This is a genomic window from Flavobacterium amniphilum (genome assembly GCF_023634845.1).
GTDB lineage: Bacteria > Bacteroidota > Bacteroidia > Flavobacteriales > Flavobacteriaceae > Flavobacterium > Flavobacterium amniphilum.
The window spans coordinates 153233-173849 of sequence record NZ_JAMLJL010000005.1; the positions used below are offsets into that span (position 1 = coordinate 153233).

Below are 20617 nucleotides of genomic sequence, written 5' to 3' on the forward strand. Positions count from 1 at the left end.
ACAGTAAGTAAAAGATTGGTTAGCCTGAGTTAAAACGGTAACCTACACCCGATTCGGTGATGATGTATTTAGGGCGGTTAGGATCCTTTTCAATCTTCTTCCTGAGTTGTGCCACAAAAACCCTGAGGTACTGTGTCTGGTCAGAATAACTCTGTCCCCAGATTTCTTTTAGGATGTATTGATGCGTTAAAACCCTACCGTCGTTTTTAATCAGAAGTGTGAGTAAATTGTATTCGGTAGCCGTAAACTTAACTGCAGAATCTTCAACCATAACCTGTCTTGAAACATAATCCACGGTCAAATCCCCCACTTTCACCACCGACTGGTTATTTGTGGTTTGTTTACCCCGCAAGGCAGTCCGTATTCTGGCCAGTAATTCCTGTGTACGGAAAGGCTTAGTGAGGTAATCATTTGCTCCGTTATCAAGCGCTTTTACAATTTCCTCCTCGGCACTTTTAACCGACAGAATGATAATTGGATTTTCAAACCAGCTTCTTAACTGCACCAGGACATTCTGCCCATCTTCATCCGGAAGTCCAAGATCCAGCAAAATCAAATCCGGTTGCTGACTTGCAGCGAGGACGATTCCTTCCTTACCGTTTTCAGCAAAATGAACTTTATAATCATTTGCTTCCAGGGAAATCTCCAATAGTTTCCTGATCTGGATTTCATCATCGATTACTAATATTGAAAAGCCGTTATTCATTTTCAAGAGTATTTAGTGCTAAAGCATCAACGTTAAATACCAATGTAAAAACAGCACCGCCGTCTTCGGTATTATGAAGGCTGATGGTTCCGTTTTGCGCTTCCGTAAATCCGCGCACAATGGAAAGTCCCAGTCCGGTACCGCCCGTTTTTGAATCGGTGAAACGGTAAAACTTATCAAAAGCCCGGTCAATTTCCGCAGCCGGAAAACCATGACCATCATCTGTAATCGTAATGACACACTTTTTGATCATTTCGATGTGCACATCATAATCAACATCAACATCATAACTCACTTTAAAGCTTATTGTGGCACCTTTGGGAGTATGCTGCGAAAAATTATACACTAAATTATGGAAAATCTGTTCCATTAACCCGTAATCCAATTTAAATAAAGGCAGATTATCATCAGAAGGATAAACCACTTTGTGGTATTTTAATTCATCGGAAAGGCGTTCACAAACATTATATATGATTTCGGTCACATCGCACCAGTCCATCTTCGGATGAATATACCCTGATTCCAGACGGGACATATTCAATAAATTCTCCACCTGGTAATTGAGTTTCGTAGAAGCCTTTTCAATTTCATTGTGTAGTTTCTCCTGTGTTTCTTCAGACAGATTTACATCCTTTTGTTGTAGCGTATCGATCGAACCTATGATCGCTGCGATGGGAGTGCGGAGTTCATGCGAGAGCGAATCCAGTAAGGTATTGTAGAGTTTCAGGGTACTCGCCCTGGTCTCTTTTATTTGGATAGCCCTTTGCATCCGTCTGAATTTATTGGTCAGCACCGCATTGATGAGCGCAATGATAAAAAACATAAGCAGCAGGAAAGCATCTTCCGCTTTGTCGATATGCAAATTATAATACGGTCTGATAAACAGAAAATCCAGAGCCAAGGCACTTAAAACGGCACCCAGTACAACAGGTTTGATTTCAAGGAAGATGGCCTGCAGTGAGACTAATACTAAAAGAAGATAGCCGATTATTTTATAGTCTACCATACTTCTGAAAGAAAGACATAGCAACGAAACCGTTACCACCGAAATAACACTTATGGTGTATTGGTTCAGTCCTGTCTTTTGAAATAACTTGTCCATTTCTGTTAATTTTTGACAAAGTTACATCGGAAGTTGTAAGTAAAATATAATATAACCGGCTTTAGGTATAAAGATTTTATAAAGATTTACAGATTACTCCGTTTTATGCTTTATTTTCTTTCTGTATCTTGTATTCAAATGAATGTTAGAACTCGAAACTCATGGTTGTGGTAACCGAGAAATTATCTTTTTTTGTACCCAAGTCAAAAATAGATTCGGTTGCACGGTACCATTTACCTTCAGTTCTGATTTTCACTTTGGAATTTGGTAAAAAGTCGAAGTTGATAGAGTTACCCATTGCTTTAAAAGGAGCTCCAATGGCAAAAACTACGTTATCCTTATCCTGGAAGTATTCGATACGGTGTGCCATTTGCCATTTTTCAGACAATGTAAACTGATTGATCAACGTCGGTGTCCACCATGTTTTAGCTTCACCGCCATAAGAACCCGTATCCTGAAGTCCGTAATCGAAACCGATAAATGTTCTCCAGTAATCATTCCAACCGTTATCCAAATATAAATTACTGAAATAACGCATGGTGAATTGGTCGCCGTACATTTCCTTTCCAACGAAAGTACTCCAGTTCAATGTTGAATTATCATTGAATTTATAAACCAATTGTGTCCCTACAGCCGGTGCCAGATCTTTTTTAGGTTTATTGATCCGTTGCCATCCATTGGTAACAAAAAATGAACCTGTGAATTTATCAGTAAACTGATGGCTTAACTTCACACCCGTCATAAAATAAGGAGAAGCTTCTGCCGAAATCGAACGTGTAGCCGTTAGATTATAATGTGACGTAGCCGATTCAAAACCGATGTAACTTGGTAATATACCGGCTTCCAATGCTGTTTTTTGTGATTTATCCAAATATACACCAATGTAAGCCTCGTTGAATATTTTCAAATCCTCGGCAGCATAATTTTCATCCACATAGGTTCCGGTATGCACCGAAAGTTTGGCATATACATTCTCATAGCTGATTGATGCTCTCAATAAAGCCATATTGATATTGAATTCATTCTGACGGTTGTAGCTGTACGAGAATGGTAGTTTCACATCTGTTTCCGGTTCACTGAAATCATACGAATAATAGGCATCAATATAACCTGAAATTTCAATTTTAGGTTTAGAAACTGAAGTTGTGTCCTGAGCAGAAACACTTTCGGTTAAAGACAAAAAAGCCAAACCGATTAAGGCGGGGATAAATTTAATTTTCATGCGGCAAAAGTACTTTTATTTATTCTTTGAAACAATATGGAATTATGATGCTTTTGTAAGTCGGTTAAAAAACAAAAACGAAGCATTAAACATGCTCCGTTTTTATATACTTTAATATTAAATCCACTTCTTATTTTCTTCTGGTATCAATAATATGAATGATTTTCCAGGTATTGTTATCCTTGAATAAGGTGAAAGCATTTACCCCTTTGTGGCTTAATTTCCCGTTGATGTAAAACTCATAAGGCGTCCAGGCATGCGCCATGGCACCGTCCACCTGAACCGAATAACTAAGTATTTTTTCTTCAAATTTCAGATCCTTCGGAAAAGTGGCAAACGATTTATAAAATTCGGACGCTTTTTCATCTACGAGTTTAATTCCGTTTTTACCTTCCATAATCGACTGTAAGGCCAGTTTCTCATGGCAGGTTGCTTTAATCTTAACCGTGTCTTTGGCGTGAAAACCAATAAAGAAATCTTTGATTGTATTTTCTACATCATTTTGCTGTGCTTGGGCCATTACTGAAAAGCCAAAAGCCATTAATAAAAGGAATTGTCTCATAGCAGTTGTTTTTTTCTGTATAAGTAGCAATTGTTACGAATTTGTTACGGAGTTCTATATTTTGTACTAATTTTACATTTCAAACAAAACACGAAAAATTATGTCTACAGCAAAAAAAGATTATAAAAGAATCACCACAAAATCACTGATTGATATGAAAGCCAATGGTGAGAAGATATCAATGTTAACCGCTTATGATTATACCATGGCCAAAATTGTTGATTCTGCGGGAGTAGATGTAATCTTAGTGGGCGATTCTGCCAGTAATGTAATGGCGGGACATGAAACAACACTTCCCATCACTTTGGACCAGATGATTTACCATGCTTCATCGGTTGTACGTGCAGCAGAAAGAGCTTTGATCGTAGTTGATTTACCATTCGGTTCATATCAATCGGATTCAAAAGAAGCTTTACGTTCGGCCATCCGTGTGATGAAAGAAAGCGGCGGACATGCAGTGAAACTGGAAGGCGGAAAAGAAATTAAAGATTCCATTAAAAAAATACTACAGGCCGGAATTCCGGTAATGGGACATTTAGGATTGACACCACAATCGATTTATAAATTCGGAACCTATACCGTTCGTGCCAAAGAAGAAGCTGAAGCAGAGAAACTGATTGAAGATGCACAGATGCTGGAGAAAATAGGTTGTTTTTCCCTTGTTTTGGAAAAAATACCGGCTTCATTGGCACAAAAAGTAGCCGAAAGCATTTCGATTCCGGTAATCGGTATTGGAGCCGGAGGCGGCGTTGACGGTCAGGTATTGGTATTACATGACATGATCGGGATGACCCATGAATTCAGTCCGCGTTTCTTAAGACGCTACATGAATTTATACGAAGACATGACCACATCGATTGGCCAGTTTGTTACGGATGTAAAGTCGAAGGATTTCCCGAATGCTAACGAGCAATATTAGTTTAGATTATTAGACTTCTTAGACTACTTAGATTTTTAGACCTTTTAGACCTTTTAGACCACTTAGTCCTATATACTTTTTAGATCTTTAGAATTCTAAACTATCATATTTTAAAAATTCCATATTTCAATTATCAGCCACAAAAAAAATTATACATGCATCAATTTAAAGAACTAGCTATTTGGAAAAAAAGCAGGTTATTTTGTTCAGAAATATATACCGTAACTTCAAATTTCCCAAGTGATGAAAAGTTTGGAATTACCAATCAACTAAGAAGAGCTTCTGTCTCAATTCCTTCTAATATAGCTGAAGGCTCGTCCAGAAATTCAAATAAAGATTTTTCAAGGTTCCTTGAAATTGCTATTGGTTCCTGTTACGAAATTGAAACACAATTATTAATTGCTTCAGATTTAAATTTCATTGAACAAAATAAACTACAATTATTAACTAACCATTTAGATGAGATAACCAAAATGATATCAAAATTCCGTTCAACAATAAAACTCTAATATTCTAAGAAATCCAAAAATCTAAAAGGTCTAAGAAGTCTAAAAATCTAAGTAGTCTAAATGAAAGAATTATCAACAAAAAACAACCTACAGGTATTGCACGAGGACAACCACATCATTGTGGTGAATAAGCGTGTGGGTGATATTGTCCAGGGTGATAAAACCGGGGACAAACCTTTGTCTGAAGTTGTTAAAGAATATATTAAAGAGAAGTATGACAAACCCGGAGAGGTTTTTCTGGGAGTAGTCCACCGTTTGGACCGGCCAACAACCGGTATTGTGGTTTTTGCCCGTACCAGTAAAGCATTGACACGGTTAAATGAACTTTTCAGTAACCGGGAAACCAAGAAAACCTATTGGGCCGTTGTTAAAAACCAGCCGCCTAAAAATGAAGACAATCTGGTGCATTACTTAAAAAGAAATCCGAAAAACAATACGTCAAAAGCCCATCTCAAAGAAGTTCCCGAGAGCAAAAAAGCAAGTCTGGATTATAAAATTATTGCAAAGCTGAATAATTACTTTGCGCTTGAAATTAATTTACATACGGGAAGACACCATCAGATCCGTTCCCAGTTATCGGCAATAGGCTGTCCGATAAAAGGAGATTTGAAGTATGGTTTTGACAGAAGCAATCCTGACGGCGGTATTCACTTACATGCCCGGAAGCTGACATTTATCCATCCTGTTTCCAAAGAAAACATAGAAATCATTGCGCCGGTTCCCGATGATGTGATCTGGAAATCGATTTAATTTTTATCTTTAGAAAAAATATTTTTTTATGAGACATATTCCTTCTGTTTCAGAACGAAAAGAAGTATTGAAAAAACTTCTTAAAAACATCATCATCCATGAAGAAGAAATACTGGATGCTTTGCATAAGGATTTCAGGAAACCAAGGTTTGAAAGTGTCATTTCGGAAACGGCTTATATCATTTCCGATTTAAAAAACACCATTAAGAATCTGGATTCATGGGCAAAACCAAAACGTGTTTTACCTTCCATATTGAATTTTCCTTCATCCGATTATATATACAGTGAACCTTACGGAAAAGTATTAATCATCGGTCCGTGGAACTATCCTTTCCAGTTAGCTATTGCACCATTGATTGCTGCAATTGCAGCCGGAAACAGTGTTACTTTGAAACCTTCCGAATTAACACCTTATACTTCTGCCCTTGTATCCAAAATTGTTCGCGAAACATTTGATGTAAGACAGGCACTGGTGGTTACCGGAGATTATACGATTTCACAGGATTTATTACAAAAACGTTGGGATTATATTTTCTTTACCGGAAGTGTACCGGTTGGAAAAATAGTAGCCAAAGCAGCCGCTGAACATTTGACACCGGTTACATTGGAACTTGGCGGAAAAAACCCTTGTATTATAGACGAAACCGCTAATTTACCTTTAGCAGCGAAACGGATTGTTTGGGGTAAATTCTTTAATGGAGGACAAACCTGTATTGCACCCGATTACCTTTTGGTACATTACAGAATCAAGCAACGTTTGATTCATCATATTATCAAAGAAATTGAAGCTGCTTTGGGAGAAAATCCGCAGGAATCAGAAGATTTGGCAAGAATCATCAATTTAAAGAACTGGAGAAGACAAATCAGTTTAATTGAAAACCAGAACATTATTTACGGTGGCCAGCATGATGAAGAAACCTTATATCTTGCTCCTACCCTTGTGGATGAACCATTTCTGGAAAGTGCGTTAATGCAGGAAGAAATTTTCGGACCCATATTACCGATACGTTCTTATGAGCGTAAAGAAGATATCGGTAAAACCGTTAATCAATATGAAAAACCGTTGTCACTATATGTTTTTTCAGAAGACAAATCCTTTATCAAAGAAGTCCTGGACAAGTATACCTTTGGGGGAGGCTGTGTGAACGATACATTGATTCATTTTGCCAATAAGCGATTGCCTTTCGGGGGAGTTGGCCATTCCGGAATAGGTGCTTACCATGGAAAATTGGGATTTGATACATTTTCGCATAAAAAATCGGTTATCAAAAAACCGAACTGGATAGACATACCATTGCGGTATGCGCCTTATCAGGGAAAATTAAAACTAATTAAACGAATTTTAAACTGGATATAATAGAATACAATGACAGATTTCGAAGAATTTGAACAAAAACAAAGAAAACCATTTGACATTGGCAACGCTTTCAACGATGCCTTTGAAATTTATAAAAAGATAGCATTACCCGCGGGTTCAGCTTTATTGATTATTTCGACAATACTTGTTATAATTGCAATGGTTGCAAGCCGGTTCCTCGTAAATAACCCGGAAAGTCTGCTGGATGAAATAAAAAACCTGAAACCTGAAAATTTACCGCTGCATGGTAAGTTGATTTACATGGGCGTTATTACTATAATTAATGTATTAACAGCACCATTTATAGCCGGACTATTAAAAATGGCCTTTGATGCAGATCATAACGAAGAGGTAAAATTTTCTACAATTGGTTATTACGTTAATTCATCAAGATTTATACACATCGTACTTAATGTTGCATTACTTACCCTATTTAACATAGGATTGGATATTTCTTTGAATTCACTCCTTCCAGGCATAGGGAAGTTTATTGGTATGCTTATCACTATTCCGCTTAGTATTTTAACTTTTATTTCATTACCATTAATTATTTTCAGGAATTTGAATGCTATAGAAGCGTTATCAAAAAGTATTCAATTAATTTCACAAAAATTCTTTTTGGTTCTGGTATTATTTATTTTGGTCAATATATTGGCACTGACCGGTTTTTTAGCACTCTGTATAGGAATCATATTTACTTTACCGATTATATATGCCATGCAGTATGTTATCTACAAAAGTTTAGCAGAATAAAAAATCCCTCTCATGTTCTGAGAGGGATTTTTTTCTAACCCATATAAAATTATGCTCAAATTCACTATCGTAAAGCAAATGTCATTTTAGATGCTAATTCATTTTTATCGAATACATTCACAAAATAAATTCCTTTTTCAGCTTTATCCAAAGGCAATTCGGTTGAAATTTCCAGTGTTTCGTTTTTAAACTTCACAGGATGTTCATAACTGTAATCTAAAATTTGTTCCCCAAATTTTTTGGTTTTTCTTTGTCCAACGATATTGTTTTTACTGTCAATGATCTGAACATAATACTCTTTATCACAAGGTTTAACCATTTTATTACCAACTACCATAAATCCAATTTGTAACATATTGACTTTACTCGCTTTGTCAGTAGGTTTCACGTCTCCATTAGTGGATTGCTTACAAGGGATTGTTTTTAAATTGATAACCAAAACTTTAGGGGCCTTTTTAGCTTTGTTCGCTAAATTCTCATTCATGTCAGTTAAAGTCTCTCTGTACTTTTTAGCATTCGTAAGTACTAAAATAGTACTGTCCCTCTGAATTTTAAGCAAGTCATAATTCATCTTAAGTTGTGCCTTATCCCTGGAAAGAGACGTCACAAGATCCTTTAAACGGCTCACTTCAGTCTTATATTTTATCAATGACGCCGCATCAATATTAGTCCGACCGATTTCTTCAAGCAAATTTGCAACTTTTTGTCTTTCGACGATTAGCTCCGTCTTTAATCCTGAATTGTTAGAAATTGCAACCTCAAGTGAATCTTTAGATTTTTTCAGTTCCTTGATAATTGAATTTTTTTCATCATTCAATGTTTTTTCCGTTTTGGAAAAGTCATTGTAAAGATCATAAGAAAAACCCACACAACAAAATAAAGCGATTCCCATTACCACAGAAATAGCTTTAAAAAACGATACCACATTAATTACTCTCATAGCTATTTGTTTTTGTGTTACTTATTTAGACTATCAAAGATATATAGTTAATAACTTTTTGATAAATAAAATCGTTTAACTGTATAACAAAACTGTTTATGTACCATTTCCTACAAAATTTTAACATTTTTTACGTGAAAACCATATTTAAAATTCATTAAAATTAATTATGGTAATTCGCAATAAAAAATCCCTCTCAAGATTTGAGAGGGATTTTTTTAACCCATATTGATATTTACATTACTATGTTTTAGTATTTGATTAATTATATTAATACTCTGCAAATACAACGCAAAAATAACAATTATTTTTGTATTTGTTAAATAATATCATTCTGTAATTCAGTGGGATTTATCTATAATATTATACACATTAACTTGAAACACATAATTTAATTACAAAAAAAAGAGTTTCCGGTTAACCGGAAACTCTTTACATATCATCAATTAATTATTACTTCAATATAAAACTTGACTTAGATACTAATTCCGTTTTATCAAATATATAAACGAAATAATTGCCTTCAGTTATATCACTTACCGGAATATCCTTTTCAACCTTAACCGTTTTATTCTCGTATTTAACAGTAGAAACAAAACTATAAGTTAATGCTTTATCTCCAAATGTTTCTGTTTTCTTATCTCCTAAAACATTGTTTTTTGAATCGATAATCTGAACATAATATGTTTTATCTCCAGATTTAGCAATTTGGTTTTCAGCAATCATAAAACTAACTTTCAAAACATCAGCCTTGCTTGCTTTATCTGTTGCGATTTGTTTGCCTGAACTTTTTTGTTTAACAGCTGTAGTCTGTAAATTCAGAACTGATAGCTTAGCTCCTTTTTCTACTGTTTTAGTCAAATAATCATTGCGTGAAACCAACGTGTCATTTGCTCTTCTTGAATCTGTCAACACAACATTTGTACTGTCAATTTTTGTCGTAAGCTTAGAATTTTCTTTCTTAAGCACATCAACATCTCTCATCAATGCAGCGATTCTGTTGTTTAATCTTGCAGCTTCCGCTTTATATTTTGCAAGAGCTCCGGCATCACCTTTTGATTTTTCAACTTCAGCCATTAACTGTTGTACTTTATCTCTTTCAACAATTAATTCTTCTGATAATGTAGTATTTGAAGCAATTGCTTCATCCAGTGATTGTTTTGAAGTTTGAAGATTTTTTAAAACTTCGGTTTTTTCGCTTTCTAAAAGGGCAACGGTATTGGTATTATCTGTACTTAATTTATACATGTAAGCCAAGCTTCCTAATAAGAGTAACGCTAAAATAGCTATAATAGCCTTTAATCCCGAGTTGCTTGCTGCCTTTGGGTTTGGGTTTTCCATGATTAAAGTTTTGGTTTTTGGTTCGTTAGAATGCGCTAATTTAATTTTTTTATTTAAGATTTCAAATAATAACGCAAGTTTGTATAAAAATAGTATTTTTGGGTCACAAGATTTTTACATCAATGGAGAATTTAATTCGGTTTAAGCAATCTGATTTAGCAAAAATTACCAATTTCAGAAACGGCGAGGTCAAGTTTGGAGAGAAAATGTTAATTGTCCCAAAAGATGAGAATGTGGCCGATTATATCAGCTCATGCGACGCTAAATATGTCTTAATAGGTATACCCGAAGATGTTGGCGTACGTGCCAATTTAGGCCGTGGTGGTGCCCACACTGCATGGAAAAGCGCCATTGCCAGCATTGCAAATATCCAACATAATAAATTCTGCAAAGGAAATTCAATACTTGTATTGGGACATGTTGATACTTCACAGGAAATGGAAGCTGCCGCTAATCTTGATGAAAATGTTCCGGAAGACCGGAAAAAATTATTCAAAATTGTCGAGCAAATCGACAAAGAAGTTTCCCATATCATCTTTAATATTGTTAAAGCAGGTAAAATTCCCATCATCATTGGTGGAGGGCACAATAATGCCTACGGAAATATAAAAGGTACCGCACTTGCCAAAGGAAAACCTATCAATGCCGTTAATTTTGATCCCCATTCTGATTTCAGGATTCTGGAAGGAAGACACAGCGGAAACGGTTTCTCTTATGCATACGACGAAGGATTCCTTAAAAATTATTTTATCTTCGGATTACACGAGAGCTATTCATCGAAAAGTGTTATTGAAAACCTGAAAACCCTTAAAGACCGAATCCGTTATAATACGTATGACGAAATCAAGATAAGAGGTCAGAAAACATTCACACAGGAATTGTACCAGGCATTGGATTTTATCAAACAGGAAACTTTTGGAATCGAGGTTGACTTGGATGCCTTACCCGGAATAGCATCAAGCGCCATGACTTTGAGCGGATTTTCCATTGAAGAATTACGTCAGTTCATCCATTACTTCGGCAGTCATAGAAATGCTTCTTACTTACATATTTGTGAAGGTGCACCAAGTTTGGGAGAAGATAAAAACAGTCACTTGATAGGAAAACTCATTGGTTATTTAGTTACCGATTTCATAAAGGCACACTCCACAAATTAATTTAAGCTATCTTTGCATAAATTATTTTTTATGCAGTTCAAAGATTTAAAGATTTCCAAAAGTGTATTATTAGCCGTAACAGAAGAAGGTTATGAAACCCCAACCCCTATTCAGGAAAAAGCCATTCCTGTCATTATGGAAGGTGTCGATCTTGTAGGTTGTGCACAAACTGGAACAGGAAAAACTGCAGCATTTGCCATACCAATTTTAAGTCAGCTACACCCAATTGTAAGCAAAGCAACAAAAGGAAAAAAAATTAAAACCCTAGTGGTAACTCCAACCCGTGAGCTTGCAATTCAAATAGGTGAAGCTTTCGATACATATGGTAAATTCATCAATACCAGACAATTGACTATTTTCGGGGGCGTTTCACAGGTTCCTCAGGTAGACCAATTAAAAAAAGGAGTTGATATATTAATTACAACTCCCGGACGCTTACTGGATTTACATAAACAAGGATTCATCGATTTGAATAATTTACTGCATTTGGTTTTGGATGAAGCTGACCAAATGTTTGATATGGGCTTTATCAATGATGTCAAAAAGATTATCAAATTAACCCCAAGCGACCGCCAGACGTTGTTATTTTCAGCAACAATGCCTTTGGCAATTAGAGAACTTGCCGATCAGTTTTTAAACAATCCGGCAACAGTTCAGGTAACCCCGATTTCCTCCACAACAGAAATGGTAAGACAGCAAATCTATTTTGTGGATAAACCTGAAAAGAAACAATTATTACTGCATTTACTGCAAACTGAAGGTTTAAAAAATGTTTTGGTATTTTCCCGTACCAAGCATGGCGCCGACAATATTGCAAAATCATTGCATAAAAATAATTTCAAAGCAGAAGCCATTCACGGCGACAAATCCCAAAGTGCAAGACAAAGAGTTTTAAATGCATTTAAAGACAAGGAAATAGATATTTTAGTTGCTACAGATGTTGCCGCACGCGGTATCGATATCGAATTGTTACCTTATGTAATTAATTTTGACTTACCGAATATTCCTGAAACCTATGTGCACCGTATTGGTAGAACCGGTCGTGCCGGCAATAGCGGGCTTTCGATTTCTTTTTGTTCTAAAGATGAAGAACCTTACTGGAAAGACATCTTAAAACTTACCAGAAGTAATGTAAAAACAATCGAGGATCATCCATTCCCATGGAAAGGAACTCCTAAGAAAACTGCAGATACTACTGAAGAAAAAAGCCAAACAAACAACAATAAGAGAAGCGGTAAATCAAAACCGAAGAGCAACCGTAAATCTGATAATGCCAAAAAGAATAAAAAGCGTTGGTACTAAAATAGAAAAAGTGCCATAGTTTGGGGAACCTTTGGCACTTTAACAATCAAATAAACAAACTAAAAAACTAACTATTTTAATCACAGAATAAATCTGTGAGTCGTTTTAAAAATACTCTCATTCGAGTATCTTTGGTATCAAACTTGTTTTTGGAACATTTTGATGAGACAATATTATAGCATTTTCGATTAAGTGCAAAATAAAATCGACGAAATACATCTTTTTTAACAAATTTTAACTTTTTTCCTACAATTTAAGAGGATAATCTTTCTATTTTCCATGAAAAATCATCCTGGAGTTTATATCTGATTCTGTCATGAAGACGGTTTGGACGTCCCTGCCAAAATTCAATTTCTTGCGGCTCAACCAGATAACCTCCCCAATATTTTGGTCTTGGAATCTCTTTTCCTGCGTATTCCAATTCAAGTTCTTTTAATTTTTCATCCAAAAAATCCCTGGAAGGAATCACTTCACTCTGATGGGAAACCACTGCTCCTAACTTACTTCCTTCAGGACGCGAATCAAAATAGCCGTCAGATATATTTTCAGAAACTTTTTTGGTCTTACCTTTTATAATAACCTGACGTTCCATTGAATGCCAAAAAAATGAAAGACACACATTCGGATTTGCTTCAATCGCTTTTCCTTTTTCGGAATCATAGTTGGTATAAAAAATAAAACCTTCGTATGTATATTGTTTCAACAGTACAACTCTTGATTTCGGGTAACCGTCTAATCCAATAGTTGCCACCGTCATGGCATTTACTTCTTCTACTCCACCAAAATCTTCAACCTCATGAAACCAGCGGTTGAATAAATTTATTGGATCTTCCGGAATTGCAGATTCCAGTAGTTCACTTTTCTCGTATGATTTTCTGTAATTGCTTAAATCTTCCATAGTTACCAATTTAATTCTACTTGATTATCGGCTGCCCAAAATGTACCTGAAGGCAATCTTTTTTGATAGAGTTCAAAAATTCCGTTGGCTGAAAATTCCGGAGTTACATCAGCATCTTCTCCTCCCATATCTGTCTTTACCCAACCCGGATGAATCGAAAGCACATTAATATTTCGATCGTGTAATCTTGCCGAAAGTGTTTTTGTGTACATATTCAAAGCTGATTTTGACATTCTGTATGCCGTGGCATTAGGAACAATTTTTTCTCTGTTTAACATTCCCATCACTGAAGAAACATTAAATATTGTTCCGCCATCATTAATCAAGTCCAAAAAAGATTCGGTAAAATTCAACAATCCGAAGACATTCGTTTCAAATGTAGCCCTTACCACATCTATTTCCGGATGGTATTCATCAAAATCCAAGCCTACTCCAGCATTATTTATCAAAAAATCAATACTGCCAAAATCCTTTTTAATTGTTGAAACAGCATTACTGATTGATGCAGATGAAGTGATTTCCAATTTCACCACAGTAAGATCCGGATGATTTACCTTTTCGATTTCTCCGTTCCTCGAAGTAGCTATGACTTGAAAACCTTCCGCTAAAAATTTACAAACCAAAGCCAGACCAACTCCTCTGTTTCCTCCGGTAATTAAGACTTTCTTTTGCATGGCAATCGTTTTAAAATTCGAAATATGCTCCGTCATCAGCTAAAACTGTTTCTTTAAAAACAGTCTGCGCTTCTTCTTTAAAAAGTTCTATCGAGTCGTAACGCGTAGAATAATGTCCCAATACCAATTGCCCAACATTAGCTTTCAAAGCAATACGTGCAGCTTCTTTTGCGGTCGAATGCATTGTTTTTTCGGCAAGATGTTCTTCAGAATCCAAAAAAGTCGATTCATGATACAATACATCTACACCTTGTATGACAGGAATAATGGATTCGTGGTACATTGTGTCTGAACAAAAGGCATAACTCTTAGGTAATGGCGGATCGAATGTTAACACCGAATTTGGAATAACACGGCCATCATCCAAGGTAATATCCCTTCCGTTTTTTATATTTTGATAGTAGCAGGTTTCAATTTCATATTCCTGCACTTTATCAATATTTAATTTTCTTTCTTTAACTTTCTCCCTAAACAGAAATCCGTTAGTATAAACCCTGTGTCTAAGTGGAATTGTACTTACAATCACTTTGTCATCTTCAAAAATTACTTCAGATTCGACAGAAGATAATTCCACAAAATTCAATTCGTATTGCGGCCAGGAATTAGAAAGCTTCAATTGCAATTTAATAATCTCCTTGACACCCACCGGGCCAAAAATAGTCAGTGGATTATTCCGGTTCAACAAATTAAATGTCGAAACCAAGCCAATCAGGCCATAGAGATGATCTCCATGCAGATGGGAAATAAAAATTTGGTTAATTGCAGAGAATTTAACCTTATTCTTGCGCAACTGTACTTGAGTACCTTCCCCACAGTCTATCAAAAATAAACGGTTATTTATTTCCAAAACCTGTGACGTTGGATTTGTCAACGTTCTTGGTGTTGCGGCATAACAACCTAAAATGGTTAAGTTCATTATTTTTTACCCTTTCTTCTGTCTCTTTCGTTTTTAATTAAAGTCAATTCACGGCTTGTTTGTCCTGCAACTGAAGTATTTTCTTCTGCACGGCGGATTAAGTAAGGCATAACATCTTTCACAGGCCCGAACGGTAAATATTTTGCCACATTATAACCTTCGGCCGCTAAGTTAAAACTGATATTATCACTCATTCCGTACAACTGGCCAAACCACACTCTGAAATCATTTTTTGCAATTCCTTTGTGTGCCATCATTTCCATTAATTTATAAGAACTGTCCTCATTGTGTGTTCCGGCAAAAACGGCCATAGTGTCAATATGTTCCATCATATAAGCAACAGCATCGTCAAAATTATAATCAGTAGCCTGTTTTGAAGGACAAATTGGTGACTTGTAATTTTTTTCTTCAGCACGTTTGTTTTCTTTTTCCATATAGGCACCACGTACCAGTTTCATTCCGATGTGGAAACTTTCTTCCTGTGCCTGGGCATGTAATTTTTTAAGATAATCCAAACGGTCCCAACGGTACATTTGAAGTGTATTGTAAACAATAGCTTTGTTTTTATTGTATTTACGCATCATATCAGCCACTAAATCATCGGCCGCATCCTGCATCCAACTTTCTTCTCCGTCAATCAATAAAGCTATATCGTTTTCATGAGCCGCTTTACACACTCTATCAAAGCGCTCTACAACTCTGTCCCACTCTTGTTGTTCTGCTTCATTCAACGCAATTCCCTCGCCTAATTTCTCATATAATTCGAAACGACCGAAACCGGTTGGTTTGAAAACCGCAAACGGAATTGCTTTCTTTTCCTTGGCAAAATTGATGATTTTCAATGTTTTATTCATGGCATCATCAAAAGCCGATTCATCTTCTTTTCCTTCAACAGAATAATCCAATACTGAAGAGACACCCCCTATAGTATACATTTTATCCACAACCGGAATACAGTCATCCTCTGAAACTCCTCCGCAAAAATGATCAAAAACCGTTGCACGGATTAGACCTTCAACCGGCAAATGCGCTTTCAAAGCAAAGTTCGTAACTGCAGTTCCAATTTTTACCAATGGTTCTGAATCTATTAATTTGAAAAGAAAATATGCTCTTTCTAATTCGGTATCACTTTTAAGCGAAAATGCGTTTTGTGTGTTGTCAAAAATTTTATCCATGATTTATTCCTAAATGTTATGCAAATATAAAACACCACGCTATTTTATTATAGTATTTTTACTTTATTTTGCACAACATTTTAATACGCATTTGTGAAATGGAATCAATAAAAGCCAACGGCTACGCAATTCACTTTAATCAAGAAAGTTACACACATTTAAACATCTATCTGAAGGAAAATAATTTTTCGAAAATTTTCTTCATTGTTGACGAAAACAGTAATGAATATTGCCTTCCAAAGCTGTTACCTTTAATTGAAACCGAATCTCCGTTTGAAATCATAGAACTGGAACCCGGGGAAGAAAACAAAACCATCGAAACCTGCACTCAGGTATGGAATGTACTAATCGAACTTGGTGCCGACCGCAAAAGCTTAGTAATCAATATCGGTGGCGGTGTGATTACCGACATGGGCGGATTCATTGCTTCTACTTATAAAAGAGGAATTCCTTTTATCAACATTCCAACTACTTTATTATCTATGGTAGATGCCTCTGTTGGTGGTAAAAACGGAGTTGATTTAGGCGGATTAAAAAATCAGATCGGCACCATTACAAATCCTGCTATGGTACTAATTGATTCTTCATTCCTGGATACTTTACCGCAAAGGGAAATGATTTCCGGACTGGCAGAAATGTTGAAACACGGACTGATAGCTAAAGCTTCCCATTGGGAAAAATTTAAAAACCACGGAGAAATCAATTTTGACGAATTCAATGATTTGATCAGGGAATCAGTTGAAATCAAAAATGATATCGTAACAAAGGATCCTACGGAAAACGGTATCCGTAAAGCATTAAACTTTGGACATACCTTAGGTCATGCCATTGAAACTTACTTTTTGGAACATCCTGAAAAAGAATCCCTACTTCATGGTGAAGCCATTGCTGCAGGTATGATTTTAGAAGGCTATATCTCACTTGAAAAAGGTCTGATTTCAGAAGAAGAATACTCGGAAATCAAAAACCGTATCAATAAAATTTACAATCAGATTATCATTGAAGAAAATGACGAAAATCACATCATTGATTTACTGATTCACGACAAAAAAAATGAATACGGAAAAGTTCAATTTGCACTTTTAAACGGAATCGGAAATATAAAAACAGACCAAATAACTGATAACGAAACAATTAAAAAAGCTTTTAACAACTACAAAATATAACGTTTTTTTACTTTTTTGTTTTCAAATACGAAATTTAATTTTTTAAATTTGCCGCATGTACAAACACAATAAATGGAGCTCAAATTTTTCTTTTCAGGAATCTATTCTGGAGAGAAAATCTATTGTTTTGAAAATTGTGACGGTTATTAAATGGGAAGCAAACAGACTTTTTGCTACAAATCAGAAAATTTACAGCGAGTTGGAAATCGAATTCGCAAATATTAGAGTTTGAAAAAAAATTGTATTGGATTTTTTATTATTTTTAATTACAATTTACTGATAGCTAAATGAATACAAAATATTTCGATTTAATTAATCAAACTTTCTATTTTCCTCAGGAAGAATTCACTTTAAATAAAGACCATTTACAGTTTCATGGCATAGATTTAATGAAATTGGTTGAAGAGTATGGTACTCCATTAAAATTCACCTACTTGCCAAAAATTTCCGAAAACATCAATAAAGCAAAGATGTGGTTTCGTAATGCCATGGAAAAACAAGGTTATGAAGCTAAATACTTTTATTGCTACTGTACCAAAAGCTCGCATTTTGAGTTTATCTTAAACGAAGCGCTTAAGAACAATATCCACATTGAAACCTCTTCTGCATTTGACATCAACATTGTTGAAAACCTAATGGAGGAAGGAAAGATAAACAAAAACACATTTATTGTTTGTAACGGGTTTAAAAGAGGCTTATACATAACAAACATTGCACGTTTAATCAACAACGGACACAAAAACACGATACCTGTTATTGATAATTTTGAAGAATTAGACTTACTTCAGGAGGAAATTAACGGGAAATTCAAAATCGGTATCCGTATTGCAGCGGAGGAAGATCCTAAATTTGAGTTTTATACTTCCCGTTTAGGAATTGGTTACAAGGATATCGTTCCGTTCTATAGAAAAAATATTCAGGACAATAAAAAGGTAGAACTTAAAATGCTTCACTTTTTTATTAATGCCGGAATCCGTGATACAGCTTATTACTGGAATGAGTTATTAAAATGTATGAAGGTATACATCAACCTTAAAAAGGAATGTCCTTCATTAGACAGTTTGAATATTGGTGGAGGTTTCCCTATCAAAAACTCATTGGCTTTTGATTATGATTACCAATATATGGTTGAGGAAATTTTGAATCAAATCAAAATTGCCTGTGACGAAGCTGAAGTTCCGGTACCGCATATTTTCACTGAATTCGGTTCTTTCACTGTTGGTGAAGCAGGAGGAGCAGTTTATCAGGTATTGTACCAAAAGAAACAAAACGACCGTGAAAATTGGAATATGATCGATTCTTCTTTCATTACAACACTTCCGGATACATGGGCAATCAATAAGCGTTTTGTAATGCTGGCGATAAATCGCTGGAATGACACATATGAGCGGGTACTTTTAGGAGGATTGACTTGTGACGGTGATGATTATTACAACTCGGAGCAGCACATGAATGCCATTTACCTTCCTAAATACAATAAAGAAAAACCTTTATATATAGGATTCTTTAATACGGGTGCTTATCAGGAAACAATTGGAGGTCACGGCGGACTACACCACTGTATTTTACCACAACCGAAACACATCCTGATTGATAAGGATAAAAACGGAATTTTTGCACATGAAGTTTTCTCTGAAGAACAAAGTGCAGATCAAATTTTAGAAATTTTAGGTTACAACAAAAAATAATAACTTGCTGCTTTTAGCAAAAAACAAACAAAATGAGCAAAGGACCAATTAGTCAATTTATTGAAAAACACTACCTTCATTTCAATGCTGCTGCTTTAGTAGATGCAGCTAAAGGTTATGAAGAACATTTATTGGATAACGGTAAGATGATGATTACATTAGCAGGTGCAATGAGTACTGCTGAATTAGGAAAATCATTAGCCGAAATGATCCGTCAGGATAAAGTACACATCATTTCTTGTACAGGAGCAAACCTTGAAGAGGATATCATGAATCTTGTTGCTCATAATTCATACAAAAGAGTACCAAATTACCGTGATTTGTCTCCACAGGAAGAATGGGATTTATTGGAAAACCATTACAACCGTGTAACAGATACCTGTATCCCTGAAGAAGAAGCTTTCCGTCGTTTACAACAACATTTATTCAATATCTGGAATAATGCGGATTCAAAAGGTGAGAGATATTTCCCGCACGAATTCATGTACCAGATGATTAACTCAGGTGTATTGGAGCAATATTATGAAATCGATCCTAAAGATTCATGGATGGTAGCAGCTGCTGAGAAAAACTTACCAATCGTAGTTCCGGGATGGGAAGACAGTACAATGGGTAATATTTTTGCTTCTTACTGCATTAAAGGTCAGTTCAAGGCAACTACAATGAAAAGTGGTGTAGAATACATGATGTGGTTAGCAGATTGGTACAAAGACAATTGTTCAGGTAAAGGAATCGGGTTTTTCCAAATTGGTGGAGGTATCGCAGGTGATTTCCCGATTTGTGTTGTTCCAATGTTGTATCAGGATATGGAAATGCATGATGTTCCTTTCTGGGCATACTTCTGTCAGATCTCTGATTCTACAACCAGTTACGGATCATATTCAGGTGCAGTTCCAAATGAAAAAATCACTTGGGGAAAATTAGACATCACAACCCCAAAATTTATTGTGGAATCTGATGCTACTATCGTTGCACCTCTTATATTTGCATACGTACTAGGTCAATAATTTAACCCCGAATTTATGTGGAATGAATCTGACCAAAGACATTTCATATGACAAATAAAAAACAATAATACCAAACTGATGAAAAGAGTTATCGTTGATTATTCAAAATTAACAAGTGAAATTTTAAACCTATTAGTAGAAAAGTTTCCTGACGGTTATGATGATTCAGACATCATTCGATTCAAAAATGCAAAGAACGAATCGATTGAAGCTGTTGAAGTGCGTACCGAGGACACCATCTATCTGGTAAAAGTAAGTACTAAACTTGCGGACAGAATTGAAAACTACGACGAAGATGAAGAATTAGAAGGATCTGATGATTCATTGGATGCATTGAAAGAATTAGAAATTGAAGATGGTGCCGATGACGACGATGATGACAAAGACGTTGCTGAAGGAGATGATGAAGATGACGAAGATTCTGAAGATTCTGAAACTGAAGACTCCGAAGATGAAGACGAAGAATAAACAGA

Annotated in this window: 22 protein-coding genes; 12 read left to right on the forward strand and 10 right to left on the reverse strand. The window is 35.6% G+C overall.

Annotation, left to right across the window (positions count from 1 at the left end; translation table 11 throughout):
• Positions 1–19 precede the first annotated feature (19 nt).
• The 4 genes from NAT51_RS07490 to NAT51_RS07505 form a co-directional block, all read right to left on the reverse strand.
• Positions 20–706, reverse strand: coding sequence for a response regulator (locus NAT51_RS07490; RefSeq protein ID WP_250597311.1), 687 nt, complete (start codon positions 704–706; stop codon positions 20–22).
• The gene (locus tag NAT51_RS07495; RefSeq protein WP_250597319.1) at positions 699–1808 is read right to left on the reverse strand and encodes a sensor histidine kinase; all 1110 of its coding nucleotides are present in this window, start codon (positions 1806–1808) and stop codon (positions 699–701) included. The genes NAT51_RS07490 and NAT51_RS07495 overlap by 8 nt, the downstream gene beginning before the upstream one ends.
• A 145-nt stretch (positions 1809–1953) precedes the next feature.
• A complete protein-coding gene (locus tag NAT51_RS07500; protein WP_250597321.1) occupies positions 1954–3030 on the reverse strand; it encodes an outer membrane beta-barrel protein in 1077 nt (358 codons plus the stop codon).
• A gap of 130 nt (positions 3031–3160) precedes the next feature.
• The gene (locus tag NAT51_RS07505) at positions 3161–3592 is read right to left on the reverse strand and encodes a nuclear transport factor 2 family protein (RefSeq protein WP_250597324.1); all 432 of its coding nucleotides are present in this window, start codon (positions 3590–3592) and stop codon (positions 3161–3163) included.
• Positions 3593–3692: 100 nt separating this feature from the next.
• Between NAT51_RS07505 and panB the strand changes: the two genes are divergently transcribed.
• The 5 genes from panB to NAT51_RS07530 all read left to right on the forward strand — a co-directional run bounded on the left by panB (position 3693) and on the right by NAT51_RS07530 (position 7880).
• Positions 3693–4511 carry a 3-methyl-2-oxobutanoate hydroxymethyltransferase gene (gene panB, locus NAT51_RS07510; protein ID WP_250597327.1) on the forward strand — a complete coding sequence of 273 codons (819 nt, stop codon included), beginning with the start codon at positions 3693–3695 and terminating at the stop codon, positions 4509–4511.
• 155 nt (positions 4512–4666) lie between these two features.
• Positions 4667–5020, forward strand: a complete 354-nt coding sequence (locus NAT51_RS07515; RefSeq protein ID WP_250597329.1) for a four helix bundle protein — start codon at positions 4667–4669, stop codon at positions 5018–5020.
• A 60-nt stretch (positions 5021–5080) separates the two neighbouring features.
• The gene (locus tag NAT51_RS07520) at positions 5081–5770 is read left to right on the forward strand and encodes an RluA family pseudouridine synthase (protein WP_250597331.1); all 690 of its coding nucleotides are present in this window, start codon (positions 5081–5083) and stop codon (positions 5768–5770) included.
• Between the two features lie 28 nt (positions 5771–5798).
• Positions 5799–7127: an aldehyde dehydrogenase gene (locus NAT51_RS07525; protein WP_250597333.1), complete on the forward strand. Its 1329-nt coding sequence runs from the start codon at positions 5799–5801 to the stop codon at positions 7125–7127.
• A gap of 9 nt (positions 7128–7136) precedes the next feature.
• The gene (locus NAT51_RS07530) at positions 7137–7880 is read left to right on the forward strand and encodes a DUF2189 domain-containing protein (RefSeq protein WP_250597336.1); all 744 of its coding nucleotides are present in this window, start codon (positions 7137–7139) and stop codon (positions 7878–7880) included.
• A 64-nt stretch (positions 7881–7944) separates the two neighbouring features.
• Here NAT51_RS07530 and NAT51_RS07535 read toward each other — a convergent pair whose 3' ends face one another.
• Positions 7945–8820, reverse strand: a complete 876-nt coding sequence (locus tag NAT51_RS07535) for a hypothetical protein (RefSeq protein ID WP_250597339.1) — start codon at positions 8818–8820, stop codon at positions 7945–7947.
• A 453-nt stretch (positions 8821–9273) separates the two neighbouring features.
• The gene (locus tag NAT51_RS07540; protein WP_250597342.1) at positions 9274–10161 is read right to left on the reverse strand and encodes a hypothetical protein; all 888 of its coding nucleotides are present in this window, start codon (positions 10159–10161) and stop codon (positions 9274–9276) included.
• Between the two features lie 122 nt (positions 10162–10283).
• Here NAT51_RS07540 and NAT51_RS07545 point away from each other — a divergent pair, with 122 nt between their 5' ends.
• Both NAT51_RS07545 and NAT51_RS07550 read left to right on the forward strand, forming a co-directional pair.
• Complete coding sequence (locus NAT51_RS07545) at positions 10284–11318, forward strand: formimidoylglutamase (protein WP_250597343.1); 1035 nt, start codon at positions 10284–10286, stop codon at positions 11316–11318.
• 30 nt (positions 11319–11348) lie between these two features.
• The gene (locus NAT51_RS07550) at positions 11349–12620 is read left to right on the forward strand and encodes a DEAD/DEAH box helicase (protein WP_250597344.1); all 1272 of its coding nucleotides are present in this window, start codon (positions 11349–11351) and stop codon (positions 12618–12620) included.
• A 253-nt stretch (positions 12621–12873) separates the two neighbouring features.
• On the opposite strand, the gene pdxH is transcribed toward NAT51_RS07550, so the two are convergent.
• Genes pdxH through NAT51_RS07570 form a run of 4 tightly spaced genes read right to left on the reverse strand, consistent with a single transcriptional unit; the run spans position 12874 to position 16283 of the window.
• Positions 12874–13518 carry a pyridoxamine 5'-phosphate oxidase gene (pdxH, locus tag NAT51_RS07555; RefSeq protein ID WP_250597345.1) on the reverse strand — a complete coding sequence of 215 codons (645 nt, stop codon included), beginning with the start codon at positions 13516–13518 and terminating at the stop codon, positions 12874–12876.
• Between the two features lie 2 nt (positions 13519–13520).
• Entirely contained in the window at positions 13521–14192 is a 672-nt protein-coding gene (locus tag NAT51_RS07560; protein ID WP_250597353.1) for an SDR family NAD(P)-dependent oxidoreductase, read from the reverse strand.
• Positions 14193–14202: 10 nt separating this feature from the next.
• On the reverse strand, positions 14203–15108 hold the full coding sequence (locus NAT51_RS07565) for a ribonuclease Z (protein ID WP_250597355.1): 906 nt from the start codon (positions 15106–15108) through the stop codon (positions 14203–14205).
• Positions 15108–16283, reverse strand: a complete 1176-nt coding sequence (locus NAT51_RS07570; protein WP_250597357.1) for a proline dehydrogenase family protein — start codon at positions 16281–16283, stop codon at positions 15108–15110. The genes NAT51_RS07565 and NAT51_RS07570 overlap by 1 nt, the downstream gene beginning before the upstream one ends.
• A 98-nt stretch (positions 16284–16381) precedes the next feature.
• Here NAT51_RS07570 and aroB point away from each other — a divergent pair, with 98 nt between their 5' ends.
• From aroB to NAT51_RS07595, 5 genes are all read left to right on the forward strand, one after another.
• The gene (gene aroB / locus NAT51_RS07575; protein ID WP_250597358.1) at positions 16382–17449 is read left to right on the forward strand and encodes a 3-dehydroquinate synthase; all 1068 of its coding nucleotides are present in this window, start codon (positions 16382–16384) and stop codon (positions 17447–17449) included.
• Positions 17450–17504: 55 nt separating this feature from the next.
• Complete coding sequence (locus NAT51_RS07580; protein WP_250597360.1) at positions 17505–17681, forward strand: hypothetical protein; 177 nt, start codon at positions 17505–17507, stop codon at positions 17679–17681.
• A gap of 55 nt (positions 17682–17736) precedes the next feature.
• Positions 17737–19137 carry a type III PLP-dependent enzyme domain-containing protein gene (locus tag NAT51_RS07585; protein ID WP_250597362.1) on the forward strand — a complete coding sequence of 467 codons (1401 nt, stop codon included), beginning with the start codon at positions 17737–17739 and terminating at the stop codon, positions 19135–19137.
• Positions 19138–19169: 32 nt separating this feature from the next.
• Positions 19170–20144, forward strand: a complete 975-nt coding sequence (locus NAT51_RS07590) for a deoxyhypusine synthase family protein (protein WP_250597363.1) — start codon at positions 19170–19172, stop codon at positions 20142–20144.
• Between the two features lie 78 nt (positions 20145–20222).
• Complete coding sequence (locus tag NAT51_RS07595; protein WP_250597364.1) at positions 20223–20612, forward strand: DNA primase; 390 nt, start codon at positions 20223–20225, stop codon at positions 20610–20612.
• Positions 20613–20617: the final 5 nt, after the last annotated feature.